The sequence below is a fragment of the Mesorhizobium sp. M0771 genome (genome assembly GCF_040320155.1).
Lineage (GTDB): Bacteria > Pseudomonadota > Alphaproteobacteria > Rhizobiales > Rhizobiaceae > Mesorhizobium.
In genome coordinates, this window is sequence record NZ_JAMYPC010000003.1 from 101,722 (window position 1) to 119,432 (window position 17,711).

The following is a 17,711-nucleotide window of genomic DNA, read 5'->3' on the forward strand; positions in this document are numbered from 1 at the left end:
TTTTACACACAGGCAAACTTGTTTCTGTAACCGCAAGGCTGAGATGAGCCAGTCGCCCTACCCTTCAGTGACAGCCGGGCCGCCGCGGCCAAGCCTCATCCTGCGGCCCGGCCAGATCGCGCTGCCGCCGGGCATGGAGCGGTATGCGGCCCCCGGTAACGGCGCGGTGCTGATCGAGGTCGAGGCCGGCGATACATTTGCCATCCGCAATGTCGAGGGCGGCCAGGCCTGCGAGCTTTTGGCCTGGGACAAGTCAGGCGCCACCGACCCCGCCATCTTCGGCGAAAAGTCCAATAGCAATGCCGCCGGGATCAAGGCGCTATTAGCCGAGGGCGACGATAGCCTCGCTTCCGTGCGCCGCGGACTCGAGCGCCGCCAGGTGCAGCTTGACCAGGCCAAGGCGGTGCGCGTCTTCGGCGGCGCCACGCCGGCAGGCACCGAGCAGGCCTTCACCGTCGCGCGCGATGGCGGCTTGCTGATTGCAGCGCCTAGCGGGCCGATGCTGGTCGACGGCCACGACACGGCAACGCCGCTCACCGTCATCGTCCGCCGTGCCACGGTGCGCCTGAAATCGAAATCGCAGCTCGCCGATCCGCTCGCCGATCCGGTGCTCGATTTGCGCGTCCATTCGGCAACCGCCGAATCCTATTTCGTCAAGGCCGGCGACTATCTGCAGATCATCGACGTCGATGGTCGCCAGTGCACCGACTTCCAGTGCTTTTCTGCGCGCAAGCTGGACAAGGGGCTGGACCATCCGCTCGACGTAACGACGACGCGCACGCTGATGGGGTCGAGCTACCCGATGCCCGGCCTTCACTCGAAATATTACGACCAGGACATGGAGCCGTTGGTCGAGGTTATCCAGGACACATGCGGCCGGCATGACGCGTTCGCGCTGGCGTGTGCCGCCAAATATTACGACGACATCGGCTATCCCGGCCACACCAACTGCTCGGAGAATTTCAACCGCGCGCTGGCCGACAAGGGTGTCACCCCACGTGCCGGCTGGATGGCGATCAACTTCTTCTTTAACACGGCGATCGACGCCCATGGCGTCATGGTGTCGGATGAGCCGTGGTCGCGCGCCGGCGACTATGTCCTGCTCAGGGCGCTCACCGACATTGTCTGCGTCTCCTCCGCCTGTCCCGACGACACGACACCGGCCAATGGCTGGAACCCGACCGACATCCATGTGCGAACCTATTCCGGCCAACACAAATTCTCGCGAGCGATCGCCAGACGCATGACGCCCGATTCGGAACCGAAAATGACCCGCGAGACCGCCTTCCATTCAAGCTTCGCCAAGCACACCCGCAACTTCGTGGAATACCGGGGTTATTGGCTGGCCAATTCTTTCGCCAAAGAGGGGCCGATCGCCGAGTACTGGGCCTGCCGGCAGGACGCGGTGATCATGGACCTGTCGCCGCTGCGCAAGTTCGAGGTCACCGGTCCCGATTCCGAAGCGCTGCTGCAATACACGCTGACCCGCGACGTCAAGAAGCTCGGCGTCGGCCAGGTCGTCTATTCCGCCATGTGCTACGAGCATGGCGGCATGATCGACGACGGCACGCTGCTGCGGCTCGGCAAGGACAATTTCCGCTGGGTCGGCGGCGATGACCTGTCCGGCGAATGGCTGCGCGAGACGGCAAAGAAGCTTGGCCTCAACGTGCTGGTGCGCTCGTCCACCGACCAGATGCACAATGTCGCTGTCCAAGGGCCGAAGAGCCGTGACATTTTGCGAGAGGTGGTCTGGACCTCGCCGCTGCAACCGTCGATCGACGAACTCGAATGGTTCCGCTTCGCTGTCGCGCGCATCGGCGGCGGCAATGGCATTCCGGTCGTGGTGTCGCGCACCGGTTATACCGGCGAGCTCGGCTACGAAATCTGGTGCCACCCACGCGACGCCGAAAAAGTGTTCGATGCCATCTGGGAGGCCGGCCAGCCGCACGGGCTGAAGCCGATGGGCCTGCAGGCACTCGACATGGTGCGCATCGAAGCCGGGCTGATCTTCGCCGGTTACGAATTCTCCGACCAGACCGACCCGTTCGAGGCGGGCATTGGCTTCACCGTACCGTTGAAGGCCAAGACCGACGATTTCATCGGCCGCGAGGCTCTGATAAGGCGCAAGGAACATCCGCAGCACAAGCTCGTTGGCCTCGACATCGACAGCAATGTCGCCGTCGGCCATGGGGATTGCGTCCATATCGGCCGCGCCCAGATCGGTGTCGTCACCTCGGGCATGCGCTCGCCGGTGCTGAACAAAAACATCGCTCTGGCGAGGCTTGACGTCACCCACGCGGCAATCGGCACAGAGGTGGAGATCGGCAAGCTCGACGGTCATGCCAAGCGGCTGCCGGCGCGGGTGGTGGCCTTCGCTCACTACGATCCGCAAAAGACCAGGCCGCGATCCTGAGGGTTGCACCCCGGCCCTTCGCAGGCTCAGGGCGTTCGAAGCTCGAAAGCAATTGGCTTTCCGTCCGCTACCGCGGACCGCTTCTCACCCCACAAGGGGAGAAGGACAAAGCGAGCGTTTCGCAACCGTGATGTGCACGACGCCACAAATCACTTGACGTGAAAGCGCGCCGGATCAATCTTCACTGTTAAGAAAAAAATACGACTGAGTGGAAACACTGGAGTCGTGCGGTCATGTACCGGGGAACAAGCTTCGCGAAGCCGAGGCATCACCGGCCGGGAACACAAAATGGGGAATTCAGACAGATGAGCACGATTACCACTGCCCTGGAGCAGCCCTCTGAAGGCAAGCTGCTCCGCAACATCGACTGGCGCGGCGCCTTCTGGGTGGCGAGCGGCGTTCCTGCCCTTGTCCTGTTTTCGATCGGCGGCATTGCCGGAACGACGGGAACGCTGGCCTTCGGGATCTGGATCGCTTCCATGATCATGGGCTTCCTGCAATCCTTCACCTATGCCGAGATCGCCGGCCTGTTCCCGAACAAGTCGGGCGGCGCCTCGATCTACGGCGCCACCGCCTGGCTGCGTTATTCCAAGTTCATCGCGCCGCTGTCGGTGTGGTGCAACTGGTTCGCCTGGTCGCCGGTGCTGTCGCTGGGCTGCTCGATCGCCGCCGCCTATATTCTCAACGCGCTGGCGCCGGTGCCGCTGTTCACCGAGGCGTCGCCGGACGTCGTCGCCTATATCGCGGCGCATGCCGGAACGGTGCCTGCCGACGCCATCGCCGCGGTGACCGCGGCGGCCACGCCGGCGATCCGCAACTGGACGCTGTTCAGCCACACGCTAGGTCCTGTCTCCTTCACCCTCAATGCCACTTTCTTCATCGGCGCGGTGCTGATGCTGATCATCTTCTCGATCCAGCATCGCGGCATTCTCGGCACCGCCAATGTGCAGAAGTATATCGGCCTCCTGGTCATCATCCCGATGCTGATCGTCGGTGTCGTGCCGATCGTCACCGGCCAGATCAACTGGGCGAACTTTTCGCCGCTGGTGCCGCTGGCGGCGGCTTACGCGCCGGAGCCCGGCTCGTGGAACATTGCCGGCTGGACGCTGGTGCTGGGCGGCATGTTCATCGCCGCATGGTCGACCTATGGTTTTGAGACCGCCGTCTGCTACACATCGGAGTTCAAGAACCCGGGCACCGACACGTTCAAGGCGATTTTCTATTCCGGCCTGCTCTGCATGCTTCTGTTCATCCTGGTGCCCTTCACCTTCCAGGGCGTGCTGGGCCTCAACGGCATGCTGGCGACGCCGATCGTCGACGGCTCGGGTGTCGCCGATGCACTGGCCGGCATGGTCGGGGGTGGCGCATTGATCCACAGCCTCTTGGTGATGCTGATGATCCTGGCGCTGGTGCTGTGCATCATGACGGCAATGGCCGGCTCGTCGCGCACGCTCTACCAGGGCTCGGTCGATGGCTGGCTGCCGCGCTATCTCAGCCACGTCAACGAACATGGCGCGCCGACCCGCGCCATGTGGACCGATCTCGTCTTCAACCTGATCGTGCTGGCCATCGCCTCGGCCGACGCGACGAGCTTCTTCTTTATCCTCGCCGTGTCGAACTGCGGCTACATCATCTTCAACTTCCTCAACCTCAATGCCGGCTGGATCCACCGCATCGACAACGGCCACATCAACCGGCCGTGGAAGGCGCCGAGCTGGCTGCTCGGCCTCGGTGCCATCTTCGCTTATGTCAACGCCATCTTCATGGGCGCCGGCGCCAAGGTGTGGAACCCGATGGCGCTGTGGGCCGGCCTGATCACCGCGGCGCTGATCATCCCGGTGTTCTGCTACCGGCACTACGTCCAAGACAAGGGCAGGTTCCCCGACCACATGCTGGCCGACCTCGGCATGGCGGGCGCAGACCTCTCGGTCAAAAAGGCAGGCATGCTGCCCTACCTGACGCTGGTCGCCGGCCTGGTGGTGATGCTGCTCGCCAACTGGTACTTCGTCATCTGAAAGTGATGGCTGAAAAGAATGGGCGCGCTTCGGCGCGCCCGTTTCTTTTTGTGGCAGGACGTCAGCCGGCCTTGCGAGTGGCCGCTTCGGAGCCTTCGAAGAACCGGTTCGGCGGACGCTTCAGGCCGAGATTCTCGCGCAAGGTGGTGCCCTCATACTCGCGCCGGAAGAGCTTTCGCCGCTGCAGCTCGGGCACCACCTTCTCGGCGAAGTCATCGAGCCCGGCAGGCAGATAGGGGAACATGACGTTGAAGCCGTCTGACCCCTCGGCAACCAACCATTCCTCCATCGCGTCGGCGATGGTTTTAGGCGTGCCGACGAAGGCAAGGCCGGAATAGCCGCCGAGCCGCTGCGCCAGCTGGCGGACGGTCAAATTCTCCCGGCGCGCCAGCTCGATGACGCGCTCGCGGCCGCTCTTCGAGGCATTGGTCTCGGGGATTTCGGGCAAGGGCGCGTCGGGGTCGAAGGCCGACGCGTCATGGCCGAGCGCGATCGACAGCGAGGCAATGCCGCTCTCGTAATAGACCAGGCTGTCGAGCTTGGCGCGTTTGGCCTGTGCTTCCTCGACACTGTCGCCGACGATGACGAAGGCGCCGGGCAGGATCTTGATGTCGTCGCGCGAACGGCCGAGCTTCTCGGCCCGGCTTTTGACATCGGCAAAGAAGCGCTGCCCAGCCGCCAGATCGGAATGGGCGGCGAAGATCACCTCCGCCGTTTCGGCTGCCAGCTGCCGCCCGGCCTCAGATGCGCCGGCCTGGACGATGACCGGCCAGCCCTGCACCGGCCGCGCAATGTTGAGCGGGCCGCGCACCGAGAGATGCTCACCCTTATGGTCGAGCACATGCAGCTTCGCGGGATCGAAATAGAGCCCGCTCTCGGCGTCGCGGATGAAGGCGTCGTCGGCAAAGCTGTCCCAGAGGCCGGTCACCACATCGTAGAATTCCCGCGCATTGTGATAGCGCTCGTCGTGCTCGACATGCTCGTCGAGGCCGAAGTTCAGCGCGGCGTCGGGATTGGATGTGGTGACGATGTTCCAGCCGGCGCGGCCGCCGCTGATATGGTCGAGCGAGGCGAAGCGACGGGCAATGTGATAGGGCGCGTCGAAGGTCGTCGATGCGGTGGCGACAAGGCCGATATGATCAGTGACGGCGGCGAGCGCCGACAGCAGCGTGAACGGCTCGAACGAGGTCACCGTGTGGCTGCGCCGTAGCGCCTCGATCGGCATGTTGAGAACGGCCAGATGGTCGGCCATGAAGAAGGCGTCGAACTTCGCCGCCTCAAGCGTCTGCGCGAAGCGCTTCAGATGGGCGAAGTTGAAGTTGGCATCGGGATATGAGCCGGGATAGCGCCAGGCCCCGGTGTGAAGACTGACCGGACGCATGAAGGCGCCGAGCCGCAATTGCTTATTGTCTACCATGGGATGATCACCTGATGCGAATGAGCGTTGCCGCTCCGATATGTAAGCAGGATCGGACGGCTTTGCCGTCCTGGAAAGGAATTCTGTTTTGCAAAACCGGCGCCGCGAAGCATTTTCATACAGGTGGCCGTTCAACCTATTTTGATGAACCCGCCTGGTGTTGAGATACTTGCCTGGGTGCTCGGTGCCACCGGCAAGGAGAAAGCCAGAACGCCGCACGTCAAGCGTACGGCGTTCCAGCATTTTCCAAGGAAGATCCTGTGCCCCAGCAGCGCCTACTCGGCGGCCAGGGCCAGTGGCGGCCTGTCATTGTCCTGCACGGCCTCATCAGCCGGCTTCCTGCCTTTCTTCGGCTCGCGGCCGAAGAACAGCGCGTAGCCTGCCGGCAGCACCAGGATGGTGAGTACGGTGGCGACGAGGATGCCGCCCATCATGGCGTAGGCGAGCGGTCCCCAGAACACCGCACGCGAGATCGGGATCAGCGCCAGCACCGCCGTCATCGCCGTCAGCACGATCGGCCGGAAACGGCGCACGGCCGAGCCGATGATGGCCTCCGATCGGTCCATCCCCCTGGCGATGTCCTGATCGATCTGGTCGACCAGGATGATCGAGTTGCGCATGATGATGCCGAGCAGCGCGATGACACCGAGGATGGCGACGAAGCCGAACGGCGCGCCGCTGATCAACAGCGCCGCCGCCGCACCGATGATGCCGAGCGGACCGGTGGCCAGCACGAGCATCGCCTTACCGAAATGCTGCAGCTGGATCATCAGGAGCACGACGATGACGGCCAGCATGATCGGCGCCTTGGCGGCAATCGAGGCCTGGCTTTCGGCGGAATCTTCCGCACCGCCCTGGATCTCGATCTTATAGCCGGGCGCCAGGCCGGCGCGCATGCCCTGCATGTCATTGTAGAGCTTGGTGACGACGTCGTTCGACTGCACGCCATCCGGCAGCGTGGCGCGCACCGAGATGGTCGGCAGGCGATCGCGCCGCCATTCGACGCCCTGCTCGAGCACCGGCACCACCTTGGCCACCTGCGACAGCGGCACGAAGCCGCCGAAATCGGTCGGGATATAGACCGAGTCGACCGAGGACAGCAGGCTGCGGCTGGCGTCCGGTTCGCGGGCGACGATGGAAACCGTCTCCTCGCCATCACGGAAGTCATCGAGCGGCGCGCCGGACATCGCTGCCTGCAGCATCTGGCGGATGCGCTGCGAGGTGACGCCAAGCGCACGGGCGCGGTCCTGGTCGATGACCAGCTTCATCGCCGGTACCGGCTCCAGCCAGTCGTCATGGAGGGCGCCGAGCAGCGGATTTTCGGCGAATTTCGCCTTCACCTGGTCGGCGATGCGGCGCACCTCCTGGCGGTCCGGACCCATGATGCGCATCTGCACCGGCCAGCCGGTCGGCGGGCCGAGGAACAGACGGTCGACCTTGGAGCGGATCGAAGGGAAATCCTGCGCCAGGACTGAGCGCAGCTTGAGGATCAGCCGCTCACGCGCCGGCTCGTCATTGGCCATCACCAGAAGCTGCGCATAGTTCGGATTGCGCAATTGCTGGTCGAGCGGCAGGAAGAAGCGCGGCGCGCCTTCGCCGATATAGGTGGCGATGAAGCGCTTGTCCTTGTTGTCCATCATCCGGGCTTCCAGCGCCTTGGCCTGCGTCTCGACTTCCTTGATCGAGGTTCCCTCAGGCAACCAGAGATCGACGAGGATTTCCGGCCGCGAGGATTGCGGGAAGAAGTTTTGTGGGATGAACTGGAACGCCCACAGGCTGGTGGCGAAGGTGACCAGCGTCATCACCAGAACGATGATGCGGTGGCGCACCGCCCAGCCGACCGTGGCGCGCAGCCGCCGGTAGAAGCCGGTGTCGAAGGCGTCATGATGGTTGCCGGCATGCTTGCGCTGCTTGAGGATCATGTAGCCCAGCCACGGCGTGAAATAGACGGCGACGAACCACGACACGACGAGCGCGATGCCGACGACAAAGAACAGCGTGCGCACATATTCGCCTGCGGTCGAGGCGGCGAAGCCAACCGGGATGAAGCCGGCGATAGTGATCAGCGTGCCGCTCAGCATCGGGAAGGCGGTCGAGGAATAGGCGAAGCTCGCCGCCTCGATCTTGACCAGCCCCTCCTCCAGCTTGCGCTCCATCATCTCGACGACGATCATGGCGTCGTCGACCAACAGCCCGAGCGCGATGATCAGGGCGCCGAGCGAAATGCGCTGCAGATCGATGCCGAGCTCGTACATGATGGCGAAGGTGGCGGCCAGCACCAGCGGAATGGCAATGGCGATGACCAGGCCGGAACGCCAGCCGATCGACAGCAGCGAGACAGCAAGCACGATCAGCAGCGCCTCGCCGAGCGCCTCCATGAACTCGTTGACGGCGTCCTTGACAACCTCGGGCTGGTTGGAGATCTGGTCAACCGCAACGCCGTAGGGCAGCGCTTCCTCAAAGCGCTTGTAGGTCGCCTCGACATCCGTGCCGACGTCCCTGACGTTAAAACCCTTGGCCATGACGACGCCGACCTGGACGCTTTCGTGGCCGTTGAAGCGGTACTTGCGCTGATAGGGATCTTCGAGACCGGAACTCACGGTGGCGATGTCGCCAAGACGTGTCACCTGACCACCGGCGCGCAGGCGCAATTCCCTGATGTCGGCAGCCCTGGTGACATCGCCCTCGACCGAGATGCGCACCGAGCGCAGGCCGGTGTCGACGGAGCCCGCCGGATCGACATTGTTCTGGCCCTTGATGGCGTTCTGCAGGTCGGTCAGCGTCAGGCCGCGTTCGGCCAGGGCCTTGGACGAGACGTCGATATAAAGCTTCTCCGGCTGGTCGCCGATGATGACGGCCTTCTCGACGCCCGGCGTCGTCAGCAGCATGTCGCGAGCCTGGGTGGCGAATTTCTTCAGCTCCGGATAGCTGTAGCCGTCGCCGCCGATCGAGTGCAGGGTGATGAAGGTGTCGCCGAACTCGTCGTTGAAATAGGGCCCGAGCAGGCCTTGCGGCAGGTCGCCGGAGATGTCGCCAACCTTCTTGCGCACCTGGTAGAAGGCGTCCTTCACCTCCTCTGCATTGGTGTCGCCCTTGATCTGGACGGTGATGATGGCGCTGCCGGCGCGGGTGTAGGAACGGACGAAGTCGAGGTGCGGCGTTTCCTGCAGCTTGCGCTCGATCTTGTTGACGACCTGGTCTTCCATCTCCTGGATCGAGGAGCCCGGCCAGATCGCCTGGACGACCATGACGCGGAAAGTGAAATCGGGGTCTTCCTTCTGGCCCATGCGCATTAGGCCGAGCGCGCCGGCAATGATGATCAGACCGAACAGGAAGCGCGCGATCGAGGGATGGCCGATGGCCCAGCGCGAAAGATTGAAAGGCTGCTTTTCAGTGCTGTCGGTGGTGGTCATCGGCGTCAGTCCAATTCGTTGATCGTGCGCGCATACGCTTTGCATGCAGCTAGGATATTCCGATGCTGGCTTCCGGGCGGCGAGGCTTTCCGAGCGGAGAGACACTCATCGCGGTGGGACGCGCGGATCGATGCGGGGGAACTCGATCTTGGCGTCTCGACCATCGGGCGCTCGCCGCCCGGAAACCCTGAATTCGCTTGCCCAGCCCTTTCGCCGAAGCGACGATCAAGCCGGCTTCATGCCTGCGGTCAGCGCAGGGCCTTTGCGGCATCGCCTTCCGCAGAGGCGGCCTGGACCGCATCGCCGGTCAGCTTGACCTTGAGATTCTCGGTCATGAACTGGGTGCCGGCGGCAACGACGACATCCCCCGGCTTGAGCCCGTCGGCGACGCTGACGCCGTCGGCGGTGAACTCCGCAACCTTGACCAGGCGCTCGTGCACCGTCTCGCCGGCGCGGTCGACGGTCCAGACAATCTTGCGACCATCCTTTTCCGCAAGCGCGCTGAGCGGGATCGATACCATCTCCTGCTTCTTGGCCACCGAGGCCTCGATGTTGGCGGTCATGCCGAGCAGCACGCGCGGGTCGTCGGGCAGCGAGACGCGGACGGCAAAGGTGCGCGACTGCTGGTCGGCGCTGCCGGCGACTTCACGCACTTTGCCGGAGAGCGCCAGCGCGTCATCGGACCAGAAGCTGGCCTTGACGTCCTTTCCCGGCTTGAAGGCGGCGATGTCCATTTCGGGAACCGCGATCAGCACTTCCTTTTCGCCGTCGACGGCAACGGTCATCACAGGCGTTCCGGCGCCGACCACCTGGCCGACATCGGCCGAGACCGCCGTGACGATGCCGTTCTCGCTCGCCTTGAGATCGGTGTAGACGACCTGGTTCTGCGCCTGGGCAAGGGTAGAGCGGGCGGCATCGCGCGTCGCTACCGCCTGGTTGTAGCTCAGCGTCGCCTGTTCGAGTTGCGACTTGGAGGTGAAGTTCTTGGCAAAAAGCTGTTCGGCGCGCTTGCGGGACAGATCGACCGTCTCGACCTGCCGCTCGGCGGCGTCGAGGCTGGCCTTGGCGCTCTTGACCGACAGCTCATAGTCCGTGGGATCGATACGGGCTAGCACATCGCCTGTCGTCACATGCTGGCCGATGTCGACCAGGCGCTCAGTGACCTTGCCCGAGATGCGAAAGCCGAGGTTCATTTCGGTACGGGCTCGCACCGAGCCGGAATAGGTGAGTTCGCGACTCTTTTCGGCCTGGCCGATCTCGACCACCTTGACCGGACGGATGATGTCCTGGACCTCGGTCTTCTTCTCCTGGCTGCAGGCGGCGAGCCCGAGCGTGGCGACGATCAGGCCGGCGACCGGCAGCTTGCGGATGATGGAACTGGACAAAGACACTTTCGTGCTCCCGACTGGAGATGAACGGTCGACACCGGCGCCCGGCGGGCGGCGGCTGTTACTTCAGAGCCTTGATCGCGTAATCGATGAGATCGTCGGGCATCGCCCGATTGGTCTTGGCAAGGCATTGCGCCACCATTTGGGGGTGACACAGAATGACGGTGGCGGCGCCGAAGCAGCGCGATGCGATGACCGGATCCTGGTCGGCAAACTCGCCGGCCTCGATGCCCTCGCGGATCACCTCGGCAAACAGGTCGTGAATGCTGTCGATATGCTTGTCGATGACGCCCCAGTCGCGCTCGAGCGCGACGATGACCATTTCGTGGACCTTCTGGTCGTCGAGCATGACTTCCAGTGTCATCTTGTACTGCGCATGCACGTAGCGGCGCAGCCGCTCCTCGGCGCTGATCGGCAACCGGGAAATCTCGTAGGCCATGTTGTAGCTGGCGAGGAGCATGCGGCCGCAGACGGCCTGGTGGATTTCGACCTTGGAGGCGAAGAAACGGTAGATGTTGGCCGGCGACATGCCGAGTTCGCGGGCGATGTCGGCGACATTGGTCTTGCCGTAACCATAGTGCCGGAACAGGCGTTCGGCACAGTCGAGAATGCGGGTGACATTCTCCTGGCGGGTGGAGTCGGCCATTATGCTGGCGGCTTCGGACATGGCTCTCTGTCGATTTATGAGTGACGAATTTCAACTTTCGTCAGTCGTAAATCGAAAAGAGGGAAGTGTCAATGCGAATTCGACGTACGCGTATAATTTGGTGACAGAGGGTGACAGAGGGTGTGCGCGAACTCGACCTTGCGCGTGCCGTTGCGCTCTGGAACTAAGATCCCTTCGCCATTTCCCGCAGCTGAAACTTCTGGATCTTCCCCGTCGATGTCTTCGGAATCTCGGCAAAAATCACCGCCTTCGGCACCTTGAAGCGGGCGAGCAGCGCGCGGCAGTGTTCGATGATCTCGGCCTCGCTTGCCACCTTGCCGGGCTTCAGCTCGACATAGGCGACCGGCACCTCGCCCCATTTGTCGTCTGCCTTGGCGACGACGCCGCAGGACGCCACGGACGGGTGTTTGTAGAGGGCTTCCTCGACCTCGATCGATGAAATGTTCTCGCCGCCGGAGATGATGATGTCCTTGGAGCGGTCCTTGAGCTGGATGTAGCCGTCGGGATGCATGACGCCGAGGTCGCCGGAGTGGAACCAGCCGCCGGCGAAAGCCTCGTCGGTCGCCTTCCTGTTCTTCAGATAGCCCTTCATGACGATGTTGCCGCGGAACATGACCTCGCCGATGGTCTCGCCGTCGGCCGGCGTCTTCTGCATCGTCTCCGCGTCCATCACCGTCAGGCCTTCGAGTGCGGCATAGCGCACGCCCTGCCTGGCCTTTCTGGCGCTGCGTTCGCCCTTGTCGAGACCGTCCCAGGCGGTGTGCCATTCGTTGACGACCGCCGGGCCATAGGTCTCGGTCAGGCCGTAGAGATGGGTGACGGCAAAGCCGGCATCGGCCATGCCTGACAGCACGGCTTCCGGCGGCGGCGCGGCAGCGGTGTTGAAGGTAACGGTCTGCGGGAAGTGGCGCTTGTCCTCATCGCTGGCGTTGATGAGCACCGACATGACGACCGGCGCACCGCAAAGATGTGTGACGCCGTGGTCGGCGATGGCATCGTAGATCGGCTTCGGCCGCACCCAGCGCAGGCAGACATGGGTGCCGGCCTGGACGGCCAGCGTCCACGGGAAGCACCAGCCATTGCAGTGGAACATCGGCAGCGTCCACAGATAGACGGCGTGCTTGGCCATGCCGGCATGGATGGTATTGGTGTAGGCCATCAGGGCAGCGCCGCGATGGTGGTAGACGACGCCCTTCGGGTTACCGGTGGTGCCCGAGGTGTAGTTGAGCGAGATGGCGTCCCATTCGTCGTCGGGCATCGACCAGGCGTAGCCCTCGTCACCGCCGGCGACGAACCCCTCATAGTCGATCGCGCCGATGCGCTCGCCCTTCGGATAGGGTGCATCGCTGGCATAGTCGGGATCGTCATAGTCGATGACCAGCGGCTTCACCTTGGCCAGTGCCAGTGCCTGTTTGACGACAGCAGCGAATTCGCGGTCGACGATGAGCACCTTGGTCTCGGCATGGTCGAGCTGGAACGCGATGACGGCGGCATCGAGCCTTGTGTTGAGCGAATGCAGCACCGCTTTGGCCATCGGCACGCCGAAATGCGCCTCCAGCATCGGCGGCGTGTTCGACAGCATCACCGTGACGGTATCGCCCTTGCCGATGCCGCGCTTCGACAGCGCCGAGGCGAGCTTCAGCGAGCGCTGCCAGAAGGTGCGATAGGTGATGCGCTGGCTGCCATGGATGATGGCGACATGATCGGGATAGGTGCTTGCCGCCCGCTCCAGATAGGTGAGCGGCGTCAGCGGCTGATGGTTGGCGGCGTTCTTGCCGAGATCCTGCTCGTAGGGACTGCCCATCCCGTGCTCCCCGAATTTTCATTGTTGAGAACTTCTATCCACAGCTTCCCGCCACGTCACCATCGGCGATTCCCGACCGGGCACATTTGGCGCAATGATCGTCCAGATTCGCTGGGCAAAGAGGTATCGTGTACCCACGCCAGTTTGACTTTTGTCGAGAGCCGTGAATAATGTCAGCCGAGGAGACGGCATGGCGATCCGACCGGCAGAACAGCTTATCCACAAGGCCGCATGGCTCTATTATGCCCATGGCCTGCGCCAGGACCAGGTCGCCAGCCAGCTTAACATCTCCCGCGCCTCGGTCGCCATGTATTTGCGCAAGGCGCGCGAGACCGGCATCGTCAACATCTCGACCTCGACGCAGCTGTTCACCGACGACGTGCTTGCGCGCCAGCTCGAGGACGCGCTCAAGCTTGATGCGGTGTGGATCGCGCCGGAGAATGCCTATGTCGTCGACCCTTCGACGGACGTTGCGGTGCTGGCGGCGGGCGTCTTTCTCGAACTGGTCAAGAAGGGCGACCGGATCGGCGTCGCCTGGGGCCGCACCGTCTACACCATCGCCGACGTCATGTCCTATGCCGACCTGCAGGACGTCACCGTTGTGCAGCTCTGCGGCAATCTCGGCGCGCCCTACTCCTACCGTCCCGACCAGTGCACGATGGAGATCGCCCGGCGGCTCAACGCCAAGGGCCTCAATTTCTACGCGCCGCTGGTGCTGACGACGGAATTGCTGGCGCATGGGCTGCGCGCCGAACCGGTGATCCGCGAACAACTGGCCGATATTGCCAACTGCGATCTGGCGCTCTATTCGGTCGGCACCGTCGATGGCGACAGCCATGTCGTCAAATGCGGCGCGCTCAGCCCCGGCGAGATGGGGCTGTTGCGCGAAGCGGGCGCCGCCGGCGTCGTTGCCGGCCAGATCATCGATGCCACCGGCAAGGCGCTCGACTGCAGCTACAACCGCCGCGTCATCTCGGCCTCGCTGTCGTCACTGCGCCAGATCGAAAAGCGGCTGATGGTGGTGCAGGAAGACAGCAAGTTCGAACCGCTGCTCGCCGCGCTCGCCGGCGGACTCTGCACGCATCTCGTCGTCGGCGCCAGCATGGCGCGGCGGCTGCTCGACCATGCCGGAGCCAGTGCGGGGGCAAAAAAGGCTTCCTGACCAACGAAATCCCAGCAGCAGGCGCATTGTCATCAAGGCGTCGCGGCACTCCTGTTCACAGCAACATCAAAGACAGCAAAGCGGACATAGCGACATGAAGAACCTTTGGAATGACGGCGACGCGGAAAGACTGGTTGCCGACTATGCGAAAAAGGGCGTTGCCCGCGACCTCGCGCTGCGCGTCTACACGACCCGGCTGCTCGGCGGCGAGCCGCGGCTGGTGCTGCATGGCGGCGGCAACACCTCCTGCAAGACCAAGGCCACCGATCTCGTCGGCGACGAATGGGATGTGCTGTGCGTCAAGGGCAGCGGCTGGGACATGGGTGTGATCGAGCCGCAAGGCCTGCCGGCGGTCAAGCTCGGCGCGCTGCTGAAGGCGCGTGCGCTGGCCAGCCTCGCCGACGAGGACATGGTGGCGCTGCAGCGGGCGAACCTCATCGACCCCGCCTCCCCCAATCCGTCGGTCGAGACGCTGCTGCACGCCTTCCTGCCGCATAAATTCGTCGACCACACGCATTCGACCGCGATCCTCGCCATCGTCGACCAGGCGGACAGCAAGCCGCTGATCAAGACCATGTTCGGCGACAAGATGGGATACGTGCCCTATATCAAGCCCGGCTTCGACCTCGCCAAGGTGGCCGCCGATGTCTACGACGCCGACCCCAGCGTCGAAGGCCTGATCCTCGACAAGCATGGCATCTTCACCTTCGGCGACGATGCCAGGCAGGCTTACGACCGGATGATCCACTATGTGAACGTGGCCGAGGACTATGTCGCCAAGCACGGCAAGCCGCAGCCGGCCAAGGTCACGCTGCCGGCAAAGCTGGCGACGCCCGCGGCAATCGCGCCCATGCTGCGCGGCGCGGTGGCGGTATCGCGTGGCGAAGGCCGCTTCGATCGCATGATCAGCGACTTCCGCACCTCGGATGCCATTGTCGATTTCATCAATTCGGCCGGCATCGCCGACTATGCCGCACGCGGTGTGTCGACGCCGGACCTGTCGATCCGCATCAAGACCGGGCCGATGGCAGTTCCGGCGCCAGACGCCGACAAGGCCGGCGACTACAAGGCCGTCATCAAGAGCCATGTCGAGGCCTTCGCCAGCGACTATCGCGCGTATTTCGAAACCAACGACGCGCTGGACGACGTCGAGCGCACCATGCTCGACCCGATGCCGCGGCTGACGCTGGTGCCGGGCCTCGGCATGTTCGGCCATGGCCGCACGCTGAAGGATGCGAAGATCGCATCTGATGTCGGCGAGATGTGGATCGAGGCGGTGCGCGGCGCCGAGGCCGTCGGCAGCTTCCATCCTCTATCGAAGGCCGACCTCTTCCCGCTGGAGTACTGGTCGCTTGAGCAGGCCAAGCTCGCCTCCAACAAGCCGAAGCCGCTGACCGGCCAGGTGGTGCTGATCACTGGCGGCGCCGGCGCGATCGGTGCTGCGACGGCAAAACTGTTCGCCGCCAATGGCGCGCATGCCGTCGTCGTCGATCTCGATGCGGCCAGGGCGGCCGAGGCGGCAAAGGCAGCCGGCAACAATTCGATCGGCGTCGGCGCCGACATCACCAACCCGGCCGAGCTGCGCGCCGCCTTCGACAAAGCTGTCGCTGTCTATGGCGGCGTCGACATTCTGGTCTCCAACGCCGGTGGCGCCTGGGAAGGCCGCATCGGCGAGCTCGACGATGCCCTGCTGCGCAAGAGTTTCGAGCTCAACTTCTTCGCCCACCAGTCGGCGGCGCAGAACGCGGTGCGCATCATGCTGGAACAGGGCACCGGCGGTGTGTTGTTGTTCAACACCTCCAAGCAGGCGGTCAACCCGGGTCCGAAATTCGGCGCCTATGGTGTGCCGAAGGCGGCGACGCTATTCCTGTCCCGGCAATATGCGCTCGACTACGGCGCGCACGGCATCCGCTCCAATGCGGTCAACGCCGACCGCATCCGCTCCGGCCTGTTGACCGACGCCATGATCGCCAGCCGTTCCGGCGCGCGCGGCGTGTCGGAGAAGGAATACATGTCGGGCAATCTGCTCGGACAGGAGGTGACGGCAGAAGACGTGGCGCAGGCCTTCCTGCACCAAGCATTGGCCGAACGCACCACCGCCGATGTGACGACGGTCGACGGTGGCAACATCGCCGCAGCGCTGCGCTAGACATAGACCTGGAGCGGTTCATCGTTCACCAAAACGACGAACCGCTCTCCCACCTGAAGGACTCCAGGCGGAGAACTGCTTTTGCAGGTCGTGCTGAAAAACTGCTCGAACTGGTCAAAATCCACTCCAATCCTTGGCCTATTGCTCGACCACTTTAGGGCGCACCTTGTGTTTCGCATGCGAGCTCCGACCCTGATCCTTGGTGGAGTTGTCGATGGCTGCGAAGAGACTTCGTGTCGGCTTGCTGTTCGGCGGGCGCTCCGCCGAGCATGAGGTTTCGCTGCTTTCGGCAACCATGTCATGCGTACTCTGGATCGGCGAAATACGACTCCGTTCCCACCTTCGTCACCCGCGAAGGCCAATGGCTGCTGAGCGATTTCAAGGACGGCGCGCTGGCGACACCGTCTGATGGCACGCAGCTCTGCCTGGTGCCCGGAGGACATGGACGGATGCTGGCGATCCCCATCAAGGACGCGCCGCACGACCTGCCTGATATCGATATACTGTTCCCAGTGTTGCACGGCCTGCATGGCGAGGACGGCGCGGTGCAAGGGCTGGCCGAGGTGGCGCGCGTGCCGCTCGCCGGTTGCGGTATCCTCGGTTCCGCCGCCGCGCTCGACAAGGATGTCGCCAAGCGGTTGCTGAAGACGGCAGGGGTGCCTGTCGCGCGATCCGTAACGATCGAGGACGGTGCAGTGCCTTCGCTAACCGTTCTGGAAGACCAGCTTGGCCTGCCGCTGTTCATCAAGCCGGCGCGACAGGGTTCGTCCGTCGGCGTTGCCAAAGTCAATGGCAGCCAGGAATTCGAGCGGGCGCTTGCAGAGGCCTTCCAGCACGATCGCAAGCTTTTGGCGGAGGAATTCATTCGCGGCCGAGAGATTGAATTCAGCGTGCTGGAAGACCCCGCAGGCGAACTCTTCGTGTCGCGGCCGGGCGAGATCGTGCCGGCGGAAAGCCACGGCTTCTACAACTACAATGCCAAGTATATAGACGAGAATGGCGCGGCATTGATGGTGCCGGCGCAGCTGCCGCTGGAGGTCGAGGCCGGCATGCGCGCCATGGCGGCGAAGGCGTTCAGGGCGGTCGGTTGCGACGCGATGGCGCGCGTCGACTTTTTCCTGATGCCGGACATGACGTCCGTGGTCAACGAGCTCAACACCATCCCCGGTTTCACCGACATCAGCATGTACGCCAAGGCGATGGCGGCAAGCGGCGTCAGCTATGCCGAGATCATCGACCGGCTGGTGGCGCATGGGCTGGCGCGCGCCGGGCGGTCGTAATGC

9 protein-coding genes and 1 pseudogene are annotated in these 17,711 nt (G+C 63.6%); 5 read left to right on the forward strand and 5 right to left on the reverse strand.

Annotation, left to right across the window (positions count from 1 at the left end):
• Positions 1-43 precede the first annotated feature (43 nt).
• Together NKI05_RS05985 and NKI05_RS05990 are read left to right on the forward strand one after the other, a co-directional pair.
• The gene (locus NKI05_RS05985) at positions 44-2,413 is read left to right on the forward strand and encodes a trimethylamine N-oxide demethylase (RefSeq protein ID WP_023815204.1); all 2,370 of its coding nucleotides are present in this window, start codon (positions 44-46) and stop codon (positions 2,411-2,413) included.
• 305 nt (positions 2,414-2,718) lie between these two features.
• The gene (locus tag NKI05_RS05990; RefSeq protein ID WP_023815203.1) at positions 2,719-4,428 is read left to right on the forward strand and encodes a trimethylamine N-oxide permease; all 1,710 of its coding nucleotides are present in this window, start codon (positions 2,719-2,721) and stop codon (positions 4,426-4,428) included.
• Positions 4,429-4,489: 61 nt separating this feature from the next.
• Here NKI05_RS05990 and NKI05_RS05995 read toward each other — a convergent pair whose 3' ends face one another.
• From NKI05_RS05995 to NKI05_RS06015, 5 genes are all read right to left on the reverse strand, one after another.
• Positions 4,490-5,845, reverse strand: a complete 1,356-nt coding sequence (locus NKI05_RS05995; protein ID WP_023752568.1) for an LLM class flavin-dependent oxidoreductase — start codon at positions 5,843-5,845, stop codon at positions 4,490-4,492.
• 275 nt (positions 5,846-6,120) lie between these two features.
• Positions 6,121-9,258, reverse strand: coding sequence for an efflux RND transporter permease subunit (locus NKI05_RS06000; protein ID WP_023815202.1), 3,138 nt, complete (start codon positions 9,256-9,258; stop codon positions 6,121-6,123).
• 248 nt (positions 9,259-9,506) lie between these two features.
• Entirely contained in the window at positions 9,507-10,649 is a 1,143-nt protein-coding gene (locus NKI05_RS06005) for an efflux RND transporter periplasmic adaptor subunit (protein ID WP_023815201.1), read from the reverse strand.
• 58 nt (positions 10,650-10,707) lie between these two features.
• Positions 10,708-11,313, reverse strand: coding sequence for a TetR/AcrR family transcriptional regulator (locus NKI05_RS06010; protein WP_023668564.1), 606 nt, complete (start codon positions 11,311-11,313; stop codon positions 10,708-10,710).
• Positions 11,314-11,476: 163 nt separating this feature from the next.
• Positions 11,477-13,117 (reverse strand): acyl-CoA synthetase, encoded by a 1,641-nt coding sequence (locus NKI05_RS06015; protein ID WP_352667628.1) that lies wholly within the window; start codon positions 13,115-13,117, stop codon positions 11,477-11,479.
• A gap of 190 nt (positions 13,118-13,307) precedes the next feature.
• Between NKI05_RS06015 and NKI05_RS06020 the strand changes: the two genes are divergently transcribed.
• From NKI05_RS06020 to NKI05_RS06030, 3 genes and pseudogenes are all read left to right on the forward strand, one after another.
• The gene (locus tag NKI05_RS06020) at positions 13,308-14,279 is read left to right on the forward strand and encodes a sugar-binding transcriptional regulator (RefSeq protein WP_023684445.1); all 972 of its coding nucleotides are present in this window, start codon (positions 13,308-13,310) and stop codon (positions 14,277-14,279) included.
• 94 nt (positions 14,280-14,373) lie between these two features.
• The gene (locus NKI05_RS06025; RefSeq protein ID WP_352792269.1) at positions 14,374-16,428 is read left to right on the forward strand and encodes a bifunctional aldolase/short-chain dehydrogenase; all 2,055 of its coding nucleotides are present in this window, start codon (positions 14,374-14,376) and stop codon (positions 16,426-16,428) included.
• A gap of 214 nt (positions 16,429-16,642) precedes the next feature.
• Positions 16,643-17,708: pseudogene (locus NKI05_RS06030) on the forward strand (D-alanine--D-alanine ligase family protein).
• Positions 17,709-17,711 lie beyond the last annotated feature (3 nt).